Here is a 22,102-nt window from a genome sequence, read left to right on the forward strand (position 1 = left end):
AAGCCCCCTTCAAGATGAGATTTCCCATGATTTTAAATCAGTAAGACCCCTTAGAGATGATGAGGTTGATAGGTCTGGAGTGGAAGCACGGTGACGTGTGAAGCGGACAGATACTAATCGGTCGAGGGCTTAACCCAGAACTTTGGATGAATTGACAATGCATATACGTTCGTTACCGGTTTTGAAGGCTCATGTGAGCCGGTTCGTCTGGCGGTCATAGCGAAGAGGTCACACCCGTTCCCATCCCGAACACGGTCGTTAAGCTCTTCTGTGCCGATGGTAATTGGGGGCTGTCCCCCTGTGAGAGTAGGTCACTGCCAGGCAATTGAAAAACATGCACTTCTCATTTTTGAGAGGTGCATGTTTTTTGTTGTAGAAAAAAGATATCCGTTTGAAATGAATGAAGTGATGAAACTTTGAACGTGTTACAAAAAAGAATAGATAGAAAAAAGGCATATTCATTATAACTAATTGATCATCGTAAATGAGCCGTATTGGGTTGATCTTTTTTTAAATATGTATAAAATGTGAGTGAAGAGTGAATACATTGTGACACTTTGAAACTATGAACATGCAAGTAGATGAGTAGTATAAGAATGACTATGTCACAAGCAAAAGGAAAGAAGCTGAGTTAAGTGAAGGTTTCTCTTTTTACAACATGTTTGGGAGAACTGTTTTACGTCGATGTATTAAAAGATGTAACAGAAATATTGGAAAGGCTAGGATGTGAAGTGGATGTCCCTGAAGGACAGATCTGTTGCGGACAGCCGGCTTATAACAGCGGATATGCAAAAGATACAAAAGGTCCTGCAAAGCATATGATTAATGCGTTTGAGCATTCTGATTACATTGTTTGCCCCTCTGGATCTTGCGCAACGATGTTCCATGAATATCCTAACTTTTTTGCAGATGAACCGGAATGGCAAGAAAAAGCAAAGAAGATTGCGAGCAAGACTTATGAGTTTACGCAATTTATTGTTCGTGTTCTTGGTGTGGTTGACGTAGGTGCTGAATATCATGCACGGGCAACACTCCACACTTCATGTCATATGACTCGGCTTCTTGGCGAGCGTGAATCGCATTACACATTGCTGAAGCATGTAAAGGGTCTTGACCTGGTTCCGCTGCCGAACAATTATGACTGCTGTGGCTTTGGCGGCACGTTCTCTGTTAAAATGTTTCCTATTTCGGAACAAATGGTTGATGAGAAGATACGCCACGTTGAAGAAACAGACGCGGAGGTGCTGATTGGTGCCGATGCGAGCTGTCTGATGAATATCGGTGGTCGTATGAAACGGTTAGGAAAACCGATTAAAGTACTACATATCGCACAAGTATTAAACAGTCATCAAACTGAAGGAGATGAGCGCCATGCCGATGAAAGTCGGAAATCAACCGTTCTTTAAGGGGGTTGATGAAGCGATCCATGATTCCTTCATGGTCAACGCGGTTTCCTCAGCGCAGGATGGTCTGCGCGGTCGAAAACTTAGCGCTACCGTTGGAGATGACGCCTTAGGTGATTGGGAAGAGTGGAGAAGCGCTGGAGAAGAAATTAGAGCACATACGCTGAATAATTTAGACTATTATCTTAAACAGCTCAGTGATAACTTCTCGAACCGTGGCGGACATGTTTTTTTTGCGGAAACAGCCGAGGAAGCGCGCGAGTATATTAAAAAGGTCTGTAAAGAAAAAAATGCAAAACATGTAGTTAAAGCGAAATCAATGGTTACTGAGGAAATAAGTTTAAACGAGGCACTCGAAGAAGAAGGTTGCGAGGTCCTTGAAACGGATTTAGCGGAATTTATTCTCCAAGTAGATCATGATCAGCCTTCACATATCGTCGTACCGTCAGTGCATAAGAATCGACAACAGATTCGTGACGCATTCAAAAAATTAGGTTATGAAGGCAGCGACGATCCAAAAGAACTTGCAGGATTCGCGCGCAAAACACTGCGCAGCAAGTTTCTGAACGCTGATGTTGGGATTACCGGATGCAATTTTGCTGTTGCTGACACCGGAAGCATTTGTCTTGTGACAAACGAAGGTAATGCGAACATGGTTACCAGTTTCCCAGAAACACAAATTACTGTTATGGGTATGGAGCGGCTCGTTCCCACTTGGAAAGAATTGGATGTTGTCGTGTCCCTGCTCTGCAGAAGCTCAGTCGGCCAGCGTTTGACAACTTATGTAACGGACATTACTCCCGAAGCAAATCAAGAGGCTGTTGATAGTCCTAAAGACTATCACTTGGTTATAGTAGATGCGGGGCGTTCCAATGCACTCGGTACTGATTTTCAATCCGCATTGCACTGCATTCGTTGTGCAGCATGTATCAATGTCTGTCCGGTATATCGTCACATCGGCGGTCACGCTTACGGTTCGATCTACCCAGGTCCAATTGGCGCGGTTCTGTCTCCTATCTTAGGCGGCTACGATGCGTACGGTAAATTGCCATATGCTTCTAGTCTTTGTGCTGCGTGCTCAGAAGCGTGTCCGGTGAAAATACCGTTGCATAAATTGTTGATTCGTCATCGCCAAAAATATGTGGAAGGCGGCGGTCATCCACCGATTATGGAGAAAGCGGCAATGAAAGGATTCGGTATTGGTGCGTCTTCCTCACCAATCTTCAAAGCCGGCGTAAAAATGGCTCCTATTATGCTCAAGCCGCTTGTTCATGATGGCTCAATACCGAAAGGACCGGGACCGATGAAACCGTGGACGCATGGCAGAGATCTGCCGGAACCGAGCAGAGAAAATTTTAGAGCTTGGTTTAAAAAACACCGGGATCAGCCGATGACGTCCCATGATAAAGGAACAGGTGAATCATTATGAACGGAACCATTGAAAATCGTGATTCATTTCTTAAAAGAATAGCTGATAAATTGAACCGAGTGCCTGGCGAAGCCCCCGAAAAGCCGGAATGGTCGCACTCGCCTCAAGAACATGTCTATGAGGATTATTCCGAGGATCAACTTGTGGAGATGATGAAGAACGCATGTGAGCCAATCCATACCAAGGCATTCGAGACAACATCGGCTAAATTAGCAGAGCAACTGGATATGTTGATCACGGAATACGGTGCAGGAAAAATCGTTGCGACGAAAGATGCACGATTCAATGAATTCGGCCTTAAAGATGTTCTTGAAAAATATCAGGTGTATACATGGGATTATTCTGAGGGACATAAAAATATTGACAAAGCAGCTGAAGCAGCCATCGGCTTATCTATTTGTGATGTCATGCTCGCAGAATCAGCGACTGCGGGACTCTTCAACGATAAAGACAAAGCGAGAAGTGTCAGTCTTCTTCCAGAGATATCAATTGTTATTGTGCCGAAAAGCCGAATTGTTCCACGTCTGACACAAGCTATGCAATTAGTAGAAAATAAAGTTAAGAATGGAGAAAAACTTTCTTCGTACATTAACTTTATATCTGGACCAAGCAACAGTGCTGATATAGAAATGAGACTTGTTGTCGGTGTTCACGGTCCAATTAAAGTGGCTTATCTTATTGTGAGTGATTTGTAAAAAGAGGTAACCAGTAACCAGTTAAATGAATGTATTAGGTTAATAGGGTTGCAAAAGACAGTTCCTAAAATGGAGCTGTTTTTTTATCGGAAAGCTGTAAGAAAAACCGGGCAAAAAGCGCCCGGTCCTTGCTCCCACAGGATGTGATGGCTTTCGCGTTGCATACAGGACGTATGCGTAATTAGCGAAAGTTCCTTACATACGAAAATTCCTCTACTGTTAGCGAAAGTTCCTTTGCTCTAAATACCGTTTTAATCATCAACCTTGTCTTGAATAAAATAAGCGGAGATTTTCCGGTTATATGCATCCTGATACTTGTTTCAAAGGTACATAAGGGTAATTTTTCCGGTTAAGCACAGAAAAACCCCCCATTTTCACGTTTTTCGATTCGATAAGCGGAATTTCTCCGCCTATTTAAGCAATTTTTTCATTCATTTTCTAATTAAGCGGAATTTTTCCGTTTATTTCTCGGATTGGGCGCTTACCTGATCGCCCAACCAAATCTTATGACCTTATCGTCGTACGAACAAGCCAACACCTAAACTACTTGTTAGAAAAACCGGGCAAAAAGCGCCCGGTCCTTAATCTCCAGCCATGTGTGATGGTTTTGTGTCTTTTCGGTGCTGAATCGTCGCCTCGGTTACTCGCTTGCCGCGGGCGCACCGCGAGCCTCCTCAGACAGGCAGGAATCTGCGAGGTCTCGCTGGCACCTGGTCCCGCAGTCTCGCACCTCCACTTTGATTCTCGGCCAAGACACTGGTCTATTGGTTTGAAAACGTGCAAAATAATAAACTCTCTTATCTTGTAAAGTACAAGATACCAAAAAATCACAGGTCACTAGGAGGATTTGTATAAAAAAAGGCTGCCACTCGGATTTAATTGAGTGGCAGCCTTTTTTAGGATCCTCTTAAGGACGAATTTGTCCGTTGCCTTCGACAAGATATTTAATGCTGGTTAATGCGCTCAGCCCCATCGGGCCACGTGCATGAAGCTTTTGGGTACTGATACCTATTTCAGCACCAAAACCGAATTCTTCACCATCTGTAAACCGTGTAGAGGCATTGTGGTACAAAGTTGACGCATCGACGAATTGGAAAAAGCTTGCTACATTTTGCACGTTTTCAGTAATAATTGATTCTGAATGTTTCGTTCCATATTTATTAATATGTTGAATTGCTTCTTGCAAATCATCAACGATTTTAACAGCAATAATTTTGTCGAGGTACTCAGTTGCCCAATCTTCTTCAGTCGCCACGATTAGATCAGGAAATTGATCGACTATTCTTGGGTCAATTCGGCAGGTGACCTGCGCCGCCTGTAATGCATCAATTAAACGGGCGCCGAATTTTTCGAACCAGTTCTTGTGGACAATGACCGTCTCAATTGTGTTGCATACGGAGGGACGCTGCGTTTTCGCGTTGAGCACAATATTAATGGCCATTTCCGGTTTTGCAGTTTCGTCGATAAATACGTGACAGTTACCTGCCCCGGTTTCCAGAACCGGAATGCTTGCTTGCTGAATGACTGTTTGAATTAGTCGGCTGCTCCCGCGCGGGATGAGGACATCGATCAAGCCGTTCAACCGAAAGAATTGGTTTGCGGTTTCATGGCTTATATCCTCTAATAATTGAACGCTCTCTACAGGAAGAGGTGTCGTGCTAAGTGCACTTTGTATGACGGACACAATTGCCTTGTTTGATTCCAACGCTGAACCACTGCCCCGTAGATAGACAGCATTGCCCGTCTTTAAGCAAAGACCTGAGGCGTCAACCGTGACATTGGGACGCGCTTCATAGACCATCCCGATGACTCCGATCGGTACACGAATTTTTTTGATATGAAGTCCGTTTGGTCGAGTCCAGTTTTCAAGTTCATCGCCAATCGGATCCGGCAGATCAGCAAGATGCTCGAGAGCGTTTGCCATCGCATTAATCCGCTCTTCATTTAACATGAGACGATCAAGAAGTGAATCATTCACTCCTTTTTGTCGCGCATGTTCCATGTCTATAAGATTTGCCGAAATGATAGTGGCAGCTTGTGTGCGCAGATGCGCGGCAATTACGCGTAACGCATCATTTTTTTCAAAAGTTGATCTTGCTGCCAGCGTTTGAGATGCTTGGCGCGCCAAGTGTGCTTTATGGATTAATTCATTAACACTAGTCATTAGTGGTGGCTCCTTTCGCTAGCAGAGGTGTGAAGTGTAACTGTCCAGGGTACCCAATTATCACGATGAACGACTTCTGGATGCCCGCCGTTAATGAGATTCATGGCCCGATTGCTGCGCATTTGTTTAATTTCATTAAGCTGTTCAGAAGAATAGTTAACTTGACCTTTTCCGAGCACTCGGTTGTTATGATCGACAATTTGGATGACTTCGCCAGCAAGAAAATGCCCACAGATCTGCTTGATACCAGCAGGCAATAAGCTTTTTCCCTTGCTCATCAACGCGCGTACGGCACCGTCATCAATTTCTATTTTACCTGATACAGGTGAGTGAAGGGCGATCCACTGTTTGGAAACTTTGAGTGATGGCTTCAGCGTTTCCGAACCGATATAAGTTCCATCTCCCGTTCCACTCACAATTGCGACCAACTTATCCGGGCCTTTTCCTGAACCGATGAAGGTACGCACCCCCAGAGAGAGTGCGGTACGCGCCGCGCGTAGTTTGGACTTCATGCCGCCGGTGCCGACTTTGGAACCTGCCGCATTACTGGTCTCATCAAGCAAATGATCGGGAAGATGGTCAAGAAAGTGATAGCGTACGGCATCAGGGTATTCATTTGGATTCTTATCATAAAGCCCGTTGACATCCGTCAAGATGGCAAGGAAATCTGCATGAATGAGTCCGCTTACGAGTGCGGACAGCATATCATTATCACCAAAAGTCAATTCAGCAAGCGAAACAGAATCGTTTTCATTAATGATCGGTATAACGGAACGTTTGATCAGTTCGGAGAGCGCCGAATAGGCATGGCTCGTTTGTTCACGCCGTTCAAAATCCTGTCTGGCAAGCAGGAGCTGCCCGATTGTCATTCCATATTTGCGGAAACTTTCGGCATAACTATTCAGCAGCATGACTTGGCCGACAGCCGCCGCCGCCTGTTTTCCCGCAATGGTTACTGGGCGGGCAGGATAACCTAATCCACAATAACCAGCAGCGACAGCTCCGGATGAAACAATGACCACTTCATGTCCTTTCGATTTTAATCGTGCAATGGCCGCAACATGATCCTGAAGCTTCGCATGATCAAGCTGACCATGGGAGTCCGTTAAGGAACTGCTGCCTATTTTAACTACCACTCGTTTTGCTTCCATAATTCATCGAATTCCTTTCGTCAAAAAAGCCTCTCTCCGTCCTAAATTAAAAGGACGGGGAGAGGCTTTGCCCGCGGTACCACCTTTGTTAGTACGGATAGTCACCGTACCCACTCGGATCTTCGTATCGTGAAGAGAAACGGTTCGGTTTTAGCCAAACTGCTCAAGGGCAGGTTCAACGTGAATGATGCGGGGCATCTCGCAGCCGATGGATGCCGTTCTCTGACGCTTTTTCACTGTTTACTAGTCCCTGTCAACGCCGATTATAGTTGCTATTATTATATTCAGCAATTATAAAGAAGTCAAGTAAACGGACTGTTAGGCATATGTTTTTTCTCCTTAATACAAAGATGCTACAATTAAATCGAAAGAAAATTATGGGGGTTTTCGCTATGGCTTTCACATTGCAGCTTAGTGAACCTCTGATTGTTACGAAGGTACGGCTTTTAACTCACATGCGCTTATCAAGCATGATCATTTTGACTGCATGATCACGATGAATAAAAATAGTAAGAACGTCAGAGCATGGTGTCTGATGTGGATGCGATGAAATAGAAAATATCCATTGGACACTCTGCTTATGAGACAGAGCAGAAGAATGGGAATTGAAAGCTCACGCGTCACAGAGTACATAAACATTGAAACGGATAGGACGAGGCTAACACAGTGCGTGAGTATAAAAAAATAAATTACCGGATGGTTTTTGTTCTGAGTCAAATAAATAAAACCTGTAGTGAGACAGGCGAGTGAGTAAACGAGTAAAAGAAGTCCAGATACCATTAATTGGGGCACCTCCTTCGAATGATTTGTTTCATTCATTAAAAACGATGGGGTGAACCCCATGTCAAGAAGAAACAGAGGTGGGCCTGTGAAGATCGGGGAATTCGTTAAAAGATGTCAAACGACTAAAGATACAATCCGGTATTATGAAGAATTAGCTTTAATAAAGCCGGATACATCCACCGCTTATAAGGACTATAACCAGAAAAACATCAACGATTTTCAAGTGATTAAAGAAATGCAAAGTCTTGGGCTATCACTCAGAGTCATTCAAGGACTTTTTAAGGTGAAAAGGATGAATGGATGCGGTTCTCAATCGTTAATTCATGATGTAACCAATGCGTTAAACAAACAAGAAGATCTTTTAAGAAAAGAAGAGAAAAGGATACGAGATCAGCGTATGCATCTACGTACATTAATCGTTGAGCTTCAATCTTTAAACAAAGAGTAATTGGAAAGGAGGTGCATCATGATTGGAACCAACCTATAATTTTGATCGGATCATTGATCGAAAGGAAACAGCATCAATAAAATGGGATGAGGCAGACCATATCTTTGGAGGAGATCATCTGACACCGCTATGGGTAGCAGATATGGATTTTCGAGTGCCCGATGAGGTAACACAAGCGTTGTCCGAACGGGTTCGTCATGGAATATATGGCTACACGTCGCGTTCGGATCGCTATTTGTCAGCAGTTCAGAAGTGGATGGCGGAGCGGCATCAATGGATGATTGAAAAAGAATGGATTTGCCACAGTCCCGGTGTAGTTACCGCCTTGAATCTGATTGTGAATGGATTTACCAAGGCTGGTGACAAAGTACTCATTCAACCTCCTGTCTATCCTCCTTTCGCAAAGGCCGTCTTGAATCATCACAGAGAGTTAGTCACTAATCCTCTGACTTATGATCATGGTATCTACAGTATAGATTTTGCCGATTTAGAGGCAAAACTTTCCGATCCAAAAGTGACACTGATGTTACTTTGTTCACCGCATAATCCGGTTGGACGTGTCTGGTCAATAAAAGAGTTGAAAGCGTTGTCCACTCTTGCGGTCAACTATAATGTTCTTATTGTATCGGATGAGATTCATAGTGATCTTGTTTTTAACGACTGCCATCATGCGCCTTATGCAACAGTTTCTGAGGAAGCTGCCGCTCATTCAATTATTTGTACAGCGCCCAGCAAGACATTTAATCTCGCTGGACTGCAAATTTCAAATGTTATCATTCCCAATCAGAGTCTTAGAAGAAACTATTTAAAAGAGGTGCGCCGGTTCAGTTTAGGCGAGCCTAACACTCTGGGTATTGCGGCTGCTGAAGCCGCCTATCGATATGGCGCGAATTGGCTTGATCAATGCCTCGTTTACATTAAGAAAAACGCTGATTATGTCTCTGAATTTTTGGAACACAACCTTCCCAAACTCCGCATGACTCCACTCGAGGGCACATACTTGGGCTGGATTGACTGTACGGAACTTGGTTGGGACAAAATGAAGCTGCAAAGGTTCTTGACTAATGAAGCGGGACTGGCGTTAAATCAAGGATATACTTTTGGCGCAGAAGGGGCGGGCTTTTTTCGAATTAACCTTGCGTGTCCGCGCAGTCTACTTCAAGATGCGATGCGTCAGCTTTATGCAGCATTTCATGAATAGTGGGTTGGCATGTTTCCCATTGAGTTTGAAACTTTTTTCGCGTTAATCACGTAATAAGTTTATAGGAAAAATATAGGGGGATTGATGAATTTAATGAAGAAGATAATGGCCGCTGTCCTTGCTTTAACTCTCATTTTTACACCCGCAGGCGACTTTGTGTTTCACGATAGTAAACAGCAAGTGAGTGCGAAAGGCTATAGATCCGGCGTTAAGAGTTTTCAATCGAACCGGGGAAGCGGCACGACCTCGTTCTTTAAAAATAATCGCAGTAAGAGTAACAGTACCAGTAACCGGACAGCCACTTCGGCAAAGAATTTTACCGGCGGAGGCTTTATGCGCGGTATGATCTTCGGAGGATTATCAGGATTTCTATTCGGCAGTCTGCTCTCACATTTCGGCGGCTTTGGCATGATGGCCGGGTTCCTCATTAATTTAATCGCGATTCTGGTTGTTATCTCACTGCTGCGTTACATCTTTACAAGTTTTAGAAAACGAAATAAACCAGAGGATTCTAATCCATGGAAACGATGACCATTTCCGAGCAAGACATTGTCAATGCGCTCTGTCTTCATTTGGCAAATAAAAAAGACTTAGATCCACAGAAAGTTCAGATTGAGTTGTTTTATGATGATGATTATGGATACTCCGCAGAGGCGTATATTGGTGACCGCAAGCAGATCCTGGTTGAAGCAAACATCATTGAAGCGCTTCGTTATTGGCTGGAGACGGAAATGAATAAGGATCCATATGGTTCGCTTCGCTTTGAATTAAATGAAGATGCGGGCATTACTGCTCATTATCAGGCTTAGTATCATTTCGCTTTGCAAAAAACTCCCCAACCGTTTTGGTCAGGGAGTTTTTGCTTATAGAAAATGGTACTTACTCTTTTACAGCCTTAGGGAAGGATAGATGGAACGTTGTACCTTTATTCTCCTCACTAGATACACTGACAGAACCCTTGTGATTTTTTACAATAGTATAGGTGACCATCAGTCCCAGTCCGGTTCCGGTCACTTTAGTCGTGGTAAAGGATTTTCCTAAGTTGTTAAAAACATGCTTTGGCATTCCCGAACCGGTATCTTGAATAAACACGTCTTCACCTTGATCAGTAGTTGAGAGGGAGATGGTGATCGTGCTTCCATCCGGGCTTGCTTCAAAAGCATTCTTCACAAGATTGACGAAGACTTGTTTTAACTGTGTTTTTTCACCATTTATGAAATGTGTTGACGCCTCTGTATCAAGCTTCAGTTTAATGTTGTGCTGAAGTGCCTGCGTTTCGAATAAACGTACCGTTTCTTGAACGATAATGCCGAGATCCACAGGTGCAAAATGCTCACACTTTGGTTTTGTAAAATAGAGGAGTTCACCTGTAATATTTTCAATTTGCTCAATTTCTCGCATAACAATGTCGATATAATCCATATTTATCTGCTCACTCGACTGCATTAACTGTAAGAATCCTTTTATTGATGTAAGCGGATTTCGAATTTCGTGAATAATTCCTGCGGAAAGTTCGCCAATTACTGACAGCTTTTCGGATTGAATCATGCTTTCTTCTGCAGCCTTTCTTGCACTGATGTCACGAATCGTGAGTTGAACGAGCGGATGATGCTGTTCAATAAATGGATGGAGCGTTATTTCCGCGGGGAAATGCATATTCTTACTCGAATGAACCGAGAGTCGAATCGATTCTGAATCCAATTGTGCGAGAGAGATCTTATCTAAAGCATCACGCATCGAAGGCATGTCTAATGGAGTAATAAACATCCCAATTGATAAACCACACAACGTTGTATGTTCATCAAAAGACAGTAGATGATCAGCTGCGCGATTTGAATAAACGATTTGCTCTCCGTCAAGGATAAGAATCGCATCGATAACTTGGTCGATGATTTTTTTAAAATTAAATTCAGTAGAGTTGCTGTTTCCGGACATACCAATGCCTCCTAAGATGATGATAGATTTTATGAACATATTTGTAAATATATATGTCGCACTTTATCCATTTATTTCTTGTTTTTCGTTAAATTTTGTAAAAATGATCAACAAAAGGTCGAAATAATTGATCTTGTGTCAGAACAGGCGATGAATGTCATGATAAAGACACAATTGTGCATTGTTAAATGAAAATAGATAAATTAAAATTTAATTGAAAACAATTATCATTATCAAAGTGTGATATAGTTTATAAGCAGCATGAAGGTGATCTATTTGCCTCATATTATTGATGACAATGAGAATCAATATCAATTTATTCCGTGAAAATGAAGAGTTAAATACGGGCATGATTCATTTGTAAAGCAATATTGTTAATAAAAGGAATGGAAAACAGATGAATCGTTATTTCTGCGGAGGGAGGTATTCTGATGAGAAACGTAAATGAGGCGGTATTAGCTGAAATGGATTGTCATCATCCCGTGGCGGCAAAATGTACGCATGCAATTCCACTCAGTATGGCTAGAAAAGGTGAATGTGTGCGCGTGAAATGTGTTTGTGGAAAAGATGAAACACGGCGCCTTCTGTGCAATCTCGGTTTTGTGGAGAATGCAGAAGTGAAAATAATTACTGAAATGGACGGCAATGTGATTGTCTCAATAAAAGGAACACGATTGGCGGTTAGCAAGGTCATGGCAAGACGTGTGATGACAGTCTGAAATTATTTGGAGGTAGGAATGATGAAAACACTTAGAGAGGTACAGCCCGGAGAGACAGTATCCGTGGCGCGAATTCATGGAGAGGGAGCGTTGAGGCGCCGCATTATGGATATGGGCATTACCAAAGGAACGCAGTTATTCGTTCGTAAAATTGCGCCGTTCGGCGATCCGATTGAAATTAAAGTTCGCGGTTATGAACTGTCCATTCGTAAAGTTGAGGCAGAGCGTATTGAACTTAATTGAGGAAAACATGTTCAGGGCATTACGGAAAATTGATCGATAAATTCCAGGAGGCGTAAAGGTAGTGACAATGAAAATTGCTTTAGTCGGTAACCCGAACTGCGGCAAGACAACCATGTTTAATGACTTGACCGGCAGCAGTCAATATGTTGGCAACTGGCCGGGGGTAACCGTGGAGAAGAAAGAAGGCAAGCTTAAAGGCCATAAAGATGTGGTGATTACCGATCTCCCCGGCATTTACTCACTTTCTCCTTATACTCTTGAAGAGGTAGTCAGCCGTAATTATTTGATTAATGAACGACCGGACGCAATTATTAATTTAGTTGATGGTACGAACCTTGAGCGTAATCTTTACTTGACAACTCAGGTTATCGAGCTTGGAATTCCGGTCATAATCGCATTAAATATGATTGATATTGTTAGAAAATCCGGCGACCGGATTAATGTTAAGAAGCTTGGTGCTAAATTAGGTTGTGATGTGATCGAAACAGCATCGGTTAAGGGAATCGGCACGAAGGAAGCAGCTGAAAAAGCGGTAGAACTTGCAGCCGCAAAATCTTTAAGTGTGCCAAAACACGAGTTCAGTAAAGAACTAGAAGAGCCTCTTGCAATGATCTCAGATCTAATAAAAGATTACTCCGAACCTCAACGTTTACGTTGGAGCGCGGTTAAATTCTTTGAAAGAGATGATAAGGTACTTGCCGAAGCGCAGCTTCCTGCAGACACGCAAATGCAACTCGAGAAAATGATCAGCCGAACTGAAAAGCACTTTGAAGAAGACAGTGAATCAATTATTACAAATGAACGGTATGATTTCATTACACGTGTCATTGAAGGTACAGTACATAAAAAAGGGCGGGAATTGACCGTTTCCGATAAAATCGATCGTATCGTTACCAATAGATTTCTCTCGCTGCCTATTTTTGCGGGGATCATTTGGCTCGTATACTATATATCCGTTACAACTTTGGGAACCGTCGTAACAGATTGGACGAACGACACTTTATTTGGAGGCTGGATTACAGAAGGGGCGTCGCATTTGCTGAATACGATTGGAACCGCGGATTGGCTTAACAGTTTGATTGTTGACGGCATTATTGGCGGCGTTGGCACTGTGCTTGGTTTTGTTCCGCAGATGCTGATTCTCTTTTTCTTTCTGTCTATATTGGAAGATTCCGGCTACATGGCTCGGGTCGCTTTTATCATGGACCGGATATTCAGACGGTTTGGTTTGTCCGGCAAATCATTCATTCCGATACTGATTAGTTCAGGATGCGGCGTTCCGGGAATTATGGCGACGCGAACGATTGAAAATGAAAAAGATCGCAAAATGACCATTATGCTTACGACGTTTATTCCATGTGGTGCAAAACTAACCATTATTACGATGATCGTGACGACGTTCTTTCCTGGATCAACTTGGATTGCTCCGGCAATGTATTTTCTAGGTATTGCAATGATTGCTGTTTCAGGGATTATCTTGAAAAAGACAAAGTTGTTCGCCGGAGATCCGGCTCCGTTTGTTATGGAACTTCCGGCCTATCATCTGCCGTCATTGAAAGGTGTCCTCATTCATATGTGGGAACGAGGCAAGCACTTTATAATTAAGGCGGGAACAGTTATCTTTATTGCATGCGGCGCGATCTGGTTCCTCTCTTCGTTTGGATGGACTATGCGCATGGTTGATGACATCGATCAAAGTATGCTCGCTACACTTGGACAGCTGATCAGCTGGTTCTTCGCGCCGCTTGGCTTCGGAACATGGAAAGGGGCGGTGGCAACGATCAGCGCGCTTGTAGCCAAAGAGAACGCGATAGGTACCTTGGCCGTATTAAATGGCGTTTCCGACGAAGGAAACACTCAGGCACTGATTGCCGGCGTTGGATCGATGTTTACCAGTGTAGGTGCACTTTCTTTCATGCTGTTTAACTTATTTAATCCTCCTTGCTTCGCAGCGATTGGTGCAACGAGCAGAGAAATGGGCGGCTTTAGATGGACAATGATTGCTCTCGGTTATCAAACACTGCTCGGCTACAGCATCGCGTTTGTCGTCTATCAAATCGGGAGTGTATTCGTCCTTGGTAAAGGCTTCGGATTGGGTCCGATAATCGCAGTGATTATTGTTGCAGTAGTTTTATATCTGCTTTTGCGACCGGCACCGAGAGAACGTACAATTACTTTGCACCGCACGGGTGCAAGAGCCTAAATTTAAATCATATTGATCTAATTGATTTTTTATAGGAGGTTCGTATATGAATCTGCCAACGATTCTTATTCTTCTGCTTGTTAGTACACTCTATGTGCTGGCGATTCGGTATGTGAAAAGAAACAAAAGTGCTTGCACGGACTGCGGACTAAGTGGAGCTTGTCCGGTGGAAGGCTTAAGAAATCAAAAACTTCGTCAGCCATGCTCAGTGGCAGATGTGGCGAATCAAAAACCATCAGTTTCAGAGCTTCGCATGATGATTCGAAAGTGATTTGCAGAAAGGGCCTGGTACAATGGCAACATTTATCATTTGTGTTATTCTAATTGTATTTGCCTTCCTTGCTTTACGCAGTACAAGAAGAAAAATGCGTTCAGGTTGTTGCGGTGTTAATGAAAAACCTGTAAAAAAAATTAACGTACGTGACCGAAATAGCGCTCATTACCCACATGTGGAACATATGAGAATTGACGGAATGACCTGTCAAAATTGCGTTACCCATATTGAAAACGCATTAAACTCTTTAGATGGCGTTTTTGCGAAGGTGAGCTTGGACAAAAAAGAAGCTACTGTGAGGATGCGTCAGCAGTTGCCGGAACGGGTGCTGCGCCGCGCAGTTTCGGGAGCAGGTTATACCGTGATGGCGATCACGAGGAACGAGTAGTGGTTGAACGCGGTCATGACTTATAGCGAACCAATGATCATTAGTAACAAAGTAGATTTCATAGGGTGAATTTGTGCAATGACAGCCTTTACATTTATAAAGAAAGGGTTTACAATATCATTGTTATGAGTTGTTAAATGCCCATCATAATACTTTGCACCTTGCATGGTTACCCAGTTATTTTATTGGATTTGCTAGAACGTGTATTAGTCGGATTGCCCATCACGGCTAAATATGAAGCGTTTTTGTTTTTTAAATCCATGATTGATCCCCTGAATCTCAGGGGATTTTTTTACACTGATAAGAAAGTATAAAAAAATTAAAGATTCAAGGAATCGAGTGTACGTGCAACTAAGTCTTTGCCGTCGCCGGTACGACGATAAGGTCATAAGATTCGGTTGGGCGATCAGGTTAGCGCCAAATCTGAAAAATAGGCGGAAAAATTCCGCTTAATTAGAAAATGAACGAAAAAATTGCTTAAATAGACGGAGAAATTCCGCTTATCGAATCGAAAAACGTGAAAATGGAGGGTTTTTCTGTGCATAAGCGGAAAAATTACCCTTATTTACCTGTGAACCAAGCGCCAGGATGCATATAACCGGAAAATCTCCGCTTATTTTACTCGTTACTTAATTAAGGATCAAAATGAAATGTCTGTTCAAGACAAGGTTGATGATTCAAAACGGTATCTGGAGCAAAGGAGCTTTCGTATGTAAGGAACTTTCGCTAAGTACGCATACGTCCTGCAAGCAACGCAAAAGTCATCACATCCTGTGAAAGTACGTCCTGCAAGCAACGCGAAAGTCACCGCATCCTGCGGAAGTATAAGGATCGGGCGCTCTTTGATCGGTTTTTCTAATTACTAAATTGAAGAAACAAAAAACCACTCCATACGGAGTGGTTTTTTGCAGGCAAGCTTATTTTGTTTCAGCTGAAGGAAGTACTTCTTTGTCGCTTGGACCATCTGCAGTGAGGTAGTAGCGATTTAGAGGTTTAAGATTGTCGTCCAGTTCATAAACAAGCGGTGTGCCTGTAGGAATGTTCAAGCCGACAATTGTACCTGCGTCAACATTGTCAAGATGCTTAACAAGCGCGCGCAATGAGTTGCCATGGGCAGCAATAATCACTTTTTTGCCGTCTTTGATTTGTGGTGCGATTTCCTTGTTCCAGTAAACGAGCACGCGATCAACTGTGTCCAGAAGGTCTTCAGTCAGCGGTTGTTCAGCTTCAGGAAGGTTTGCGTATCTTGGGTCGTTCAGTTGAGAAACAAAACGTTCGTCATCTTTTTCAAGTGCCGGCGGCTTGATGTCCGCGGAACGTCTCCAGATATGTACCTGTTCAGCACCATATTTTTCAGCTGTCTTTGCTTTGTTCAAACCTTGAAGAGCACCGTAATGACGTTCATTCAGACGCCAAGAGTGTTCTACAGGAATCCAAGTCAGGTTCAGGGCGTGAAGCACATTCCACAGGGTGTGGTTCGCTCTTGTGAGCACAGAAGTATAAGCTTGGTCAAACGTGTAACCGTTTTTCTTGAGAATTTCTCCAGCTTCAGTTGCTTCTGCTTCGCCTTGTTCTGTTAAATCTACATCTGTCCAACCAGTAAACCGGTTTTCAAGGTTCCAAGCACTTTGACCGTGCCTGATCAATACGAGTTTGATCATTAGTATGAAACACTCCCCTCAGTTTTGAAAAACAATTCGATAGTTGCAATGTCTGCACATGCCAATGAGAATGCATGAGACAGTCACATTTTCTATTGATGTGCATGCATTAAAAGTATCGACGTGATGAAGCATTTTTACTCAAATCACTTGCGTCAAGCGGCATAGAATGACGAAACAGTGATTTTCATATCAATTAATTATAGCATGGTTTTGTTTGTTTGACATTTTCATCTTTTAAAACAATGTGAAAGTCTTGTTATCAATGTAGGCTCATATTATAATGAGCTTACTCAAAAAAGAGAGAGAAGTCGTGAAAAAAATGAATGGTTTCTTAAGGACTTATCGGAGGAAGGATCACAATGAAGGGTTTGTACATGAAGTTGCGGCAGTTTGTGTGTTGACGGGAAAGATTCTATTACAAAATGGAGCTGAAACCTATCGGGTAGAGGACACGATGAACCGAATTGCGAATAGTTTTGCGGTCCATGATGCGCAAAGCTTTGTGACGCCGACGGGTATCATTTTCTCAATTGAGAATCACGATGTCACAAAGCTTGTGAGGATTAGCCATCGAGGAACTAATCTGCGTAAAGTGACTCAAGTGAACACACTATCAAGACGTGTTGCACAAGGTGAGGTTGCCATTAATGAGCTGCAGCGTGAATTGGTTCGTATCGACAACTCTACGGTCGCCTATTCAGACAGCATGCAGATTCTTGCTGCAGCTGTTGCTAGCAGCTGTTTTTTGTTGATGTTTTTAGGGAAGTGGCAAGATTTATTCCCCGCATTTATTGCTGGCGGGGCAGGTCAAGCAGGTATGATTTATTTCCATAAGTTGGCAAAAGTTAAATTTTTTTCGGAATTTATGTCGTCTATTATCATTGGAATGATTGCTTTAGCCAGCGTAAAGCTGGGATTTGGCCTAGAGATGAATAAAATTATTATCGGTGCGGTCATGCCGCTTGTTCCCGGTGTTCCGATTACAAATGCCGTGCGGGACATCATGGCGGGAGACTTGGTAGCCGGACTGTCAAAAAGTGCGGAAGCGGGTCTTACAGCCTTTGCTATCGGTATCGGTGTAACAGCCGCAATTGTACTTGGTTGAGGTGATCATAATGAGTCTAATCTTGATTATCGCGATACAATCGATTACTAGTTACCTGGCCACCTGCGGGTTTGGAATTATATTCAATATTCCATTTAAACCATTGCTCCACGGCGGATTGATTGGAATGGTTGCTTGGCTGATTTATTTTTTCCTTTTTCAGTATAGTGGTAATGATTTTGTTGCAACATTCGCGGCATCGCTTGTGATTGCCATAATGAGCCAAATCTTTGCGAGGGTATGCAAAAATCCGGTGATCCTGTATAGTGTGTCCGGGATCATTCCGCTTGTACCTGGTGGATTAACCTACTCGGTGATGAGCAGAGCAGTCGATAATAATTATGACATCGCTATTTACTTTGCAGAGAAAGTGTTTGTTCTATCGGGTGCGATTGCGATGGGGTTGATATTCGCAGAAGTTATTTATCAAATTTTTGAAAAAGTGAAGCATCATACGCCAAAAAAAGTAACCACTCGATTATTTGTATCAAGAAAGTGAATCATTTCTCGAAATAAACTGTAAAATTCGCCATCAATTTGTTAGTATGTAGGCAAGGTGATCTGATCGAACAATGAATAGTTTTGTTTGATAATTATGAGAGGTGAGCAATGATGAAAATGATCTGCTTTGGTGACAGCGTGACGCGTGGCATTACTTTTGTACGTGGTCGTTTTAAAATTATTCGGGAAAACTACCCGGCGCTTTTGCAGAAGATCCTAGGCGAAGAAGATGAGGTCATCAACAAAGGTGTATTTAACGACAACTCAGATCTTCTCGTAAAAAGGCTTGATCATGATGTGCTCGGTGAGAAGCCGGATGTAGTACTGATCAACATTGGTGGGAATGATTGTAACTTTCAATGGGATCAAGTGGCCAAACTCCCGGACTCGGAGCATGTGCCGACTGTTCCATTGGATCGTTATTTATCCAATATTTCTTTGCTCATCCAGCGTATCTCAGAAACAGGTGCGATGCCTGTGATCCTAAATCTGCTGCCTCTTGATCCTGCCAGGTACTATCAGTCATTGATGAAACACTATAGTCATTCAATTGGTCACTGGATCAGTATGTGCGGGGGAATTGAACACTGGCACGGCATGTACAATCGTTCCTTAAAAGAGTTATGCGAGCGGACAGGGGTGAAACTCATTGATGTTCGTTCAGCTTTTAAACAAAAAGGTGCATTTAGCGAACTGATCAATGAAGACGGTTTGCATCCGACTGCGAAGGGGTATAAGGCGCTTGCAGAAATTGTGTCTGCCTGTGTTCCTGATCTTAGGAAATCTGTTCGGAAACTGCACGCTGTATAAAGAACGATGATGAATAAAATGAGTAAGAAAAAAAGCCTTTCGGCTTTTCTTCTTACTCATTTTTCTCTTTCATAGCAGCTTTCAGAGCGTCAGCAAGGCTGTTTCCCAGAGGTTCATTGCCATTGTTCAGTTTATTGAGCAATTTGCGCGTTTCTCTTTTGTCTGCCTTCTTTTTCGTTTGATCTGCTTTTTCAATGATACCACAGGTACGGCATTGGAAGTATAAACCCGTTTTTCCTTTATGCATTTCCATTTTTTTATGGCAATGCGGACATCGTTTATTTGATAATTTCGGATCTTTGCGCTTTCGAAAGCCGCATGTTCGGTTAACACAGACAAGAATACGAGCACCATCGCGATCGCGCACTTCTTTCATAAGCGAACCGCATTCCGGACATTTAGATCCGGTTAAATTCTGAATTTTATAGGTTTGTTCGCTGTTTTTGACTTCGCGCACGAGCTGCAAAGTACGCTCGCGTATGTTTGCCATGAATTGCTTCGGATTTCCATGACCCTGTGCAATCTCCTCCAGTTGATGTTCCCATTCAGCAGTAAGTTCCGGTGACTTTAGGTCTTTATTTACCAATTCAATAAGCTGTTTGCCTTTTCCAGTTGGCCGTAATCGTCCGTTTACACGTTCAACCGATTCTGCCGTTATTATTTTTTCAATGATATCTGCGCGGGTCGCAGGGGTCCCTAACCCGAAATGTTCCATTTTTGTCAATAGGTCGGCTTCCGAATACCGTGCAGGCGGTTCGGTCATCTTTTCGTCCAATTGAACTTGGCGTACAGGCAATTCTTGTCCTTTTTTCAATGATACGTTCGTGTTGTTTAACTGTTGCTCTTGTTGTGATGTTAGTTTTTTAAAACCAAGATCTGTTTGTTTCGCTTCTTTCAGAACAAAAGTTTCTCCGTTCACTGTTAACTCAGCACGCAGACTTTGGTATTTATACTCGGGATAAAAGAGAGCCAAGAATCGTCGGACAATCAGGTCGTACAGCCGGCGTTCATCTTCAGCAAGGTCGTTTATAAAAACTGGTTCTTCTGTTGGAATCAGCGCGTGATGGTCACCGACTTTTGAGTCGTTATATACAAAAGTTGCCATTACTCTACCGTTTTGCTTGTGCATGATCGGCCGCGTTTCTTCTCCATACGCAGAAGCAATCGCGTGCAGACGCTCAGGCATCGTTGCTGCGATGTCCTGAGTAAGGTAGCGAGAATCTGTACGCGGGTAAGTCACAATTTTGTAGCGTTCATAAAGATTTTGAAGCACATTCAGCGTCTTCTTGGCTGAGAAGCCAAACTTTCGATTCGCGTCGCGCTGCAGTTCAGTCAAATCGTAAGGAAGCGGCTGCTTTTCTCGTTTTTCTTTTATTGTAAGGCTGCGAACAACAGCGCCTTTTCCACTGACTTTCTCTTTCAATGCTGCGGCTTCCCCTGATGTGGAAATTCGCGTTCGGTCTCCATGCTGCCAGAAAGCGGAAACCCCTCCAAGATCAATATGCAGGTTCCAATAGGGCTGAGGTTTAAATGCCTGAATGGTTTCTTCTCGATCCATGATCATAGCGAGTGTTGGGGTCTGAACGCGTCCGGCGGAAAGAGAATCGTTAAATTTAGTTGTTAATGCGCGAGAAATATTGAGACCGATTAACCAGTCTGCCTCGGACCTGCAAACGGCTGATTGGAATAGCTTGTCGTAATCTTTCGCTGGTTTCAATTGGCTAAAGCCCGCGCGAATCGCTTTATCTGTTTGTGAAGAGATCCAGAGGCGCTTAATAGGCTTATGCCAATTAATTTTTTCGATGATCCAGCGCGCAACGAGCTCGCCTTCACGCCCGGCGTCGGTCGCAATAATTAATTCGCTGAGATCCGTTCGTTTGGAAAGCTTCTGTATCGCTTGAAATTGCGCTCTCGTTTGCTTAATAGGCTTAATCTCCATTTTTTTAGGGATAATCGGGAGATCCTCTAAGCGCCATGTTTTGTAGTTACTATCGTATTCTTCGGGCATTTTTAATTCAATTAGGTGACCAAGTGCCCAGGTAACGATGTAGCGATCACCTTCTATAAAATTTCGAGTAGTGTTGCGGCAACCGAGCACACGGGCGATTTCGCGGGCGACACTTGGTTTTTCGGCTAACACGAGTGATTTTGACATTTACAGAATTCCTTTCCGCTAATAACAATCATTCAATCAATACTTTTCATTATAGCGGAATATCAGAATGATTTCAGTTAAGAAGTGAAAAGGTCAGTAAAGATCAAATGGTTTGACCATTACTGACCAATTGGCTATAATAAGCATGTAAGGGTTGGAAGAACATAAGATCAACCCCGAAAATAAAAATCAAACGTGTCTAAGGGAGCGGTAAGTGGTGTAATCGCATCAGTCATTTTTATGCAAGATGATCAGTCACTTAGTGGGACAAGGCTTTTAGACAACCTTAAATTTATGAGGAGGAATTTATTATGGCTAATCTGTATCCAACAAAAAAAGATCGTGACGGATTCTTCGATTTCCTGCCTTCCTGGTTTGATGAATGGGGACACAATTTCTTTCAAAATGGAAACCTGCAAGCGCTAGCGGCAGATGTTCAGGAAAGAGAAAACGCATATGATGTGAAATTGGATCTTCCGGGATTTGACAAAGACAGTATTCATCTCGACTACGATCGCGGTGTGCTGAGTGTTGATGCAACTCGTGGTCAAGAAACCAGTGTGAAAGCAGAGAACGGCAGCTTCATTCGCAAAGAGCGTGCGTCAGGATCGTATACGAGACGATTCATGATTGATGGCGTGAAAGAAGATGAAATTAAGGCAACATTCAAGGACGGTGTGCTAGAAGTAATGTTGCCAAAGAAAGAAAAAATGAATCGTGATCGCAAGGAAATTACCATAGATTAACGCAACGAGACAAACCGGGCGCTTTTTGCTCGGTTTGTCTCGTTGCTAAATAAATCTATTTAAAATTAAAATAATACATGAGCTC

Annotated in this window: 21 protein-coding genes and 2 rRNA genes; 18 read left to right on the top strand and 5 right to left on the bottom strand. The window is 43.0% G+C overall.

Features of this window, described 5'->3' with window-relative positions; translation table 11 throughout:
* The 5 genes from BM003_RS00015 to BM003_RS00035 all read left to right on the top strand — a co-directional run.
* Window positions 1–137: ribosomal RNA gene (locus tag BM003_RS00015) — 23S ribosomal RNA — on the top strand; the annotation flags it as partial.
* Between the two features lie 69 nt (window positions 138–206).
* Window positions 207–323 (top strand): 5S ribosomal RNA (gene rrf, locus BM003_RS00020).
* 312 nt (window positions 324–635) lie between these two features.
* Window positions 636–1,406: a (Fe-S)-binding protein gene (locus tag BM003_RS00025; protein ID WP_093668827.1), complete on the top strand. Its 771-nt coding sequence runs from the start codon at window positions 636–638 to the stop codon at window positions 1,404–1,406.
* Window positions 1,372–2,832 (top strand): LutB/LldF family L-lactate oxidation iron-sulfur protein, encoded by a 1,461-nt coding sequence (locus BM003_RS00030; RefSeq protein WP_093668830.1) that lies wholly within the window; start codon window positions 1,372–1,374, stop codon window positions 2,830–2,832. The genes BM003_RS00025 and BM003_RS00030 overlap by 35 nt, the downstream gene beginning before the upstream one ends.
* Window positions 2,829–3,527 carry a LutC/YkgG family protein gene (locus BM003_RS00035; RefSeq protein ID WP_093668832.1) on the top strand — a complete coding sequence of 233 codons (699 nt, stop codon included), beginning with the start codon at window positions 2,829–2,831 and terminating at the stop codon, window positions 3,525–3,527. The genes BM003_RS00030 and BM003_RS00035 overlap by 4 nt, the downstream gene beginning before the upstream one ends.
* Window positions 3,528–4,434: 907 nt before the next feature.
* Here BM003_RS00035 and BM003_RS00040 read toward each other — a convergent pair.
* Window positions 4,435–5,691, bottom strand: a complete 1,257-nt coding sequence (locus tag BM003_RS00040; RefSeq protein ID WP_093668834.1) for a glutamate-5-semialdehyde dehydrogenase — start codon at window positions 5,689–5,691, stop codon at window positions 4,435–4,437.
* Window positions 5,691–6,842: a glutamate 5-kinase gene (gene proB, locus BM003_RS00045; protein WP_093668836.1), complete on the bottom strand. Its 1,152-nt coding sequence runs from the start codon at window positions 6,840–6,842 to the stop codon at window positions 5,691–5,693. Before proB ends, BM003_RS00040 begins: the two co-directional genes overlap by 1 nt.
* An 868-nt stretch (window positions 6,843–7,710) precedes the next feature.
* On the opposite strand from proB, the gene BM003_RS00050 reads away from it, so the two are divergent.
* The 4 genes from BM003_RS00050 (at window position 7,711) to BM003_RS00065 (ending at window position 10,083) form a co-directional block, all read left to right on the top strand.
* Window positions 7,711–8,073 (top strand): MerR family transcriptional regulator, encoded by a 363-nt coding sequence (locus tag BM003_RS00050; RefSeq protein ID WP_177184553.1) that lies wholly within the window; start codon window positions 7,711–7,713, stop codon window positions 8,071–8,073.
* Between the two features lie 22 nt (window positions 8,074–8,095).
* Window positions 8,096–9,274: a MalY/PatB family protein gene (locus BM003_RS00055; protein ID WP_093668840.1), complete on the top strand. Its 1,179-nt coding sequence runs from the start codon at window positions 8,096–8,098 to the stop codon at window positions 9,272–9,274.
* Between the two features lie 93 nt (window positions 9,275–9,367).
* On the top strand, window positions 9,368–9,805 hold the full coding sequence (locus BM003_RS00060; RefSeq protein WP_177184554.1) for a hypothetical protein: 438 nt from the start codon (window positions 9,368–9,370) through the stop codon (window positions 9,803–9,805).
* Complete coding sequence (locus tag BM003_RS00065; protein ID WP_093668844.1) at window positions 9,793–10,083, top strand: YxcD family protein; 291 nt, start codon at window positions 9,793–9,795, stop codon at window positions 10,081–10,083. The genes BM003_RS00060 and BM003_RS00065 overlap by 13 nt, the downstream gene beginning before the upstream one ends.
* Window positions 10,084–10,153: 70 nt before the next feature.
* Here BM003_RS00065 and BM003_RS00070 read toward each other — a convergent pair whose 3' ends face one another.
* A complete protein-coding gene (locus tag BM003_RS00070) occupies window positions 10,154–11,209 on the bottom strand; it encodes an ATP-binding protein (protein WP_177184555.1) in 1,056 nt (351 codons plus the stop codon).
* 431 nt (window positions 11,210–11,640) lie between these two features.
* Between BM003_RS00070 and BM003_RS00075 the strand changes: the two genes are divergently transcribed.
* The 5 genes from BM003_RS00075 to BM003_RS00095 all read left to right on the top strand — a co-directional run bounded on the left by BM003_RS00075 (window position 11,641) and on the right by BM003_RS00095 (window position 15,036).
* Window positions 11,641–11,928, top strand: a complete 288-nt coding sequence (locus BM003_RS00075; RefSeq protein ID WP_218143170.1) for a FeoA family protein — start codon at window positions 11,641–11,643, stop codon at window positions 11,926–11,928.
* Window positions 11,929–11,949: 21 nt separating this feature from the next.
* Complete coding sequence (locus BM003_RS00080; protein ID WP_093668848.1) at window positions 11,950–12,171, top strand: FeoA family protein; 222 nt, start codon at window positions 11,950–11,952, stop codon at window positions 12,169–12,171.
* Window positions 12,172–12,238: 67 nt separating this feature from the next.
* Window positions 12,239–14,374 carry a ferrous iron transport protein B gene (gene feoB, locus BM003_RS00085; RefSeq protein ID WP_218143186.1) on the top strand — a complete coding sequence of 712 codons (2,136 nt, stop codon included), beginning with the start codon at window positions 12,239–12,241 and terminating at the stop codon, window positions 14,372–14,374.
* A gap of 46 nt (window positions 14,375–14,420) precedes the next feature.
* Window positions 14,421–14,645, top strand: a complete 225-nt coding sequence (locus tag BM003_RS00090) for a hypothetical protein (protein ID WP_093668852.1) — start codon at window positions 14,421–14,423, stop codon at window positions 14,643–14,645.
* 22 nt (window positions 14,646–14,667) lie between these two features.
* The gene (locus BM003_RS00095) at window positions 14,668–15,036 is read left to right on the top strand and encodes a cation transporter (RefSeq protein ID WP_093668854.1); all 369 of its coding nucleotides are present in this window, start codon (window positions 14,668–14,670) and stop codon (window positions 15,034–15,036) included.
* 917 nt (window positions 15,037–15,953) lie between these two features.
* On the opposite strand, the gene gpmA is transcribed toward BM003_RS00095, so the two are convergent.
* A complete protein-coding gene (gene gpmA / locus BM003_RS00100) occupies window positions 15,954–16,697 on the bottom strand; it encodes a 2,3-diphosphoglycerate-dependent phosphoglycerate mutase (RefSeq protein ID WP_093668856.1) in 744 nt (247 codons plus the stop codon).
* A 322-nt stretch (window positions 16,698–17,019) separates the two neighbouring features.
* Between gpmA and BM003_RS00105 the strand changes: the two genes are divergently transcribed.
* The 3 genes from BM003_RS00105 to BM003_RS00115 all read left to right on the top strand — a co-directional run bounded on the left by BM003_RS00105 (window position 17,020) and on the right by BM003_RS00115 (window position 19,116).
* Window positions 17,020–17,805, top strand: coding sequence for a threonine/serine exporter family protein (locus BM003_RS00105; protein WP_093669639.1), 786 nt, complete (start codon window positions 17,020–17,022; stop codon window positions 17,803–17,805).
* Between the two features lie 10 nt (window positions 17,806–17,815).
* The gene (locus tag BM003_RS00110; protein ID WP_093668858.1) at window positions 17,816–18,304 is read left to right on the top strand and encodes a threonine/serine exporter family protein; all 489 of its coding nucleotides are present in this window, start codon (window positions 17,816–17,818) and stop codon (window positions 18,302–18,304) included.
* Between the two features lie 110 nt (window positions 18,305–18,414).
* Window positions 18,415–19,116, top strand: a complete 702-nt coding sequence (locus tag BM003_RS00115) for an SGNH/GDSL hydrolase family protein (protein WP_245733951.1) — start codon at window positions 18,415–18,417, stop codon at window positions 19,114–19,116.
* A 52-nt stretch (window positions 19,117–19,168) separates the two neighbouring features.
* On the opposite strand, the gene BM003_RS00120 is transcribed toward BM003_RS00115, so the two are convergent.
* Complete coding sequence (locus tag BM003_RS00120; RefSeq protein ID WP_093668860.1) at window positions 19,169–21,271, bottom strand: DNA topoisomerase III; 2,103 nt, start codon at window positions 21,269–21,271, stop codon at window positions 19,169–19,171.
* A 311-nt stretch (window positions 21,272–21,582) separates the two neighbouring features.
* Here BM003_RS00120 and BM003_RS00125 point away from each other — a divergent pair, with 311 nt between their 5' ends.
* Complete coding sequence (locus BM003_RS00125) at window positions 21,583–22,017, top strand: Hsp20/alpha crystallin family protein (protein WP_093668862.1); 435 nt, start codon at window positions 21,583–21,585, stop codon at window positions 22,015–22,017.
* Window positions 22,018–22,102 lie beyond the last annotated feature (85 nt).

The organism is Sporolactobacillus nakayamae (assembly GCF_900113325.1).
Classification (GTDB): Bacteria; Bacillota; Bacilli; order Bacillales; family Sporolactobacillaceae; genus Sporolactobacillus; species Sporolactobacillus nakayamae.

Bases quoted from the DNA above. Each gene is read 5' to 3' on its own strand.
- feoB (WP_218143186.1), top strand. From the start codon at position 12,239: ATGAAAATTGCTTTAGTCGGTAACCCGAACTGCGGCAAGACAACCATG.
- BM003_RS00120 (WP_093668860.1), bottom strand. From the start codon at position 21,271: ATGTCAAAATCACTCGTGTTAGCCGAAAAACCAAGTGTCGCCCGCGAA.
- BM003_RS00070 (WP_177184555.1), bottom strand. From the start codon at position 11,209: ATGTCCGGAAACAGCAACTCTACTGAATTTAATTTTAAAAAAATCATC.
- BM003_RS00110 (WP_093668858.1), top strand. From the start codon at position 17,816: ATGAGTCTAATCTTGATTATCGCGATACAATCGATTACTAGTTACCTG.
- BM003_RS00095 (WP_093668854.1), top strand. From the start codon at position 14,668: ATGGCAACATTTATCATTTGTGTTATTCTAATTGTATTTGCCTTCCTT.
- BM003_RS00035 (WP_093668832.1), top strand. From the start codon at position 2,829: ATGAACGGAACCATTGAAAATCGTGATTCATTTCTTAAAAGAATAGCT.
- proB (WP_093668836.1), bottom strand. From the start codon at position 6,842: ATGGAAGCAAAACGAGTGGTAGTTAAAATAGGCAGCAGTTCCTTAACG.
- BM003_RS00065 (WP_093668844.1), top strand. From the start codon at position 9,793: ATGGAAACGATGACCATTTCCGAGCAAGACATTGTCAATGCGCTCTGT.
- BM003_RS00080 (WP_093668848.1), top strand. From the start codon at position 11,950: ATGAAAACACTTAGAGAGGTACAGCCCGGAGAGACAGTATCCGTGGCG.
- BM003_RS00125 (WP_093668862.1), top strand. From the start codon at position 21,583: ATGGCTAATCTGTATCCAACAAAAAAAGATCGTGACGGATTCTTCGAT.
- gpmA (WP_093668856.1), bottom strand. From the start codon at position 16,697: ATGATCAAACTCGTATTGATCAGGCACGGTCAAAGTGCTTGGAACCTT.
- BM003_RS00115 (WP_245733951.1), top strand. From the start codon at position 18,415: ATGATGAAAATGATCTGCTTTGGTGACAGCGTGACGCGTGGCATTACT.
- BM003_RS00105 (WP_093669639.1), top strand. From the start codon at position 17,020: ATGAATGGTTTCTTAAGGACTTATCGGAGGAAGGATCACAATGAAGGG.
- BM003_RS00075 (WP_218143170.1), top strand. From the start codon at position 11,641: ATGAGAAACGTAAATGAGGCGGTATTAGCTGAAATGGATTGTCATCAT.
- BM003_RS00090 (WP_093668852.1), top strand. From the start codon at position 14,421: ATGAATCTGCCAACGATTCTTATTCTTCTGCTTGTTAGTACACTCTAT.
- BM003_RS00040 (WP_093668834.1), bottom strand. From the start codon at position 5,691: ATGACTAGTGTTAATGAATTAATCCATAAAGCACACTTGGCGCGCCAA.
- BM003_RS00030 (WP_093668830.1), top strand. From the start codon at position 1,372: ATGCCGATGAAAGTCGGAAATCAACCGTTCTTTAAGGGGGTTGATGAA.
- BM003_RS00060 (WP_177184554.1), top strand. From the start codon at position 9,368: ATGAAGAAGATAATGGCCGCTGTCCTTGCTTTAACTCTCATTTTTACA.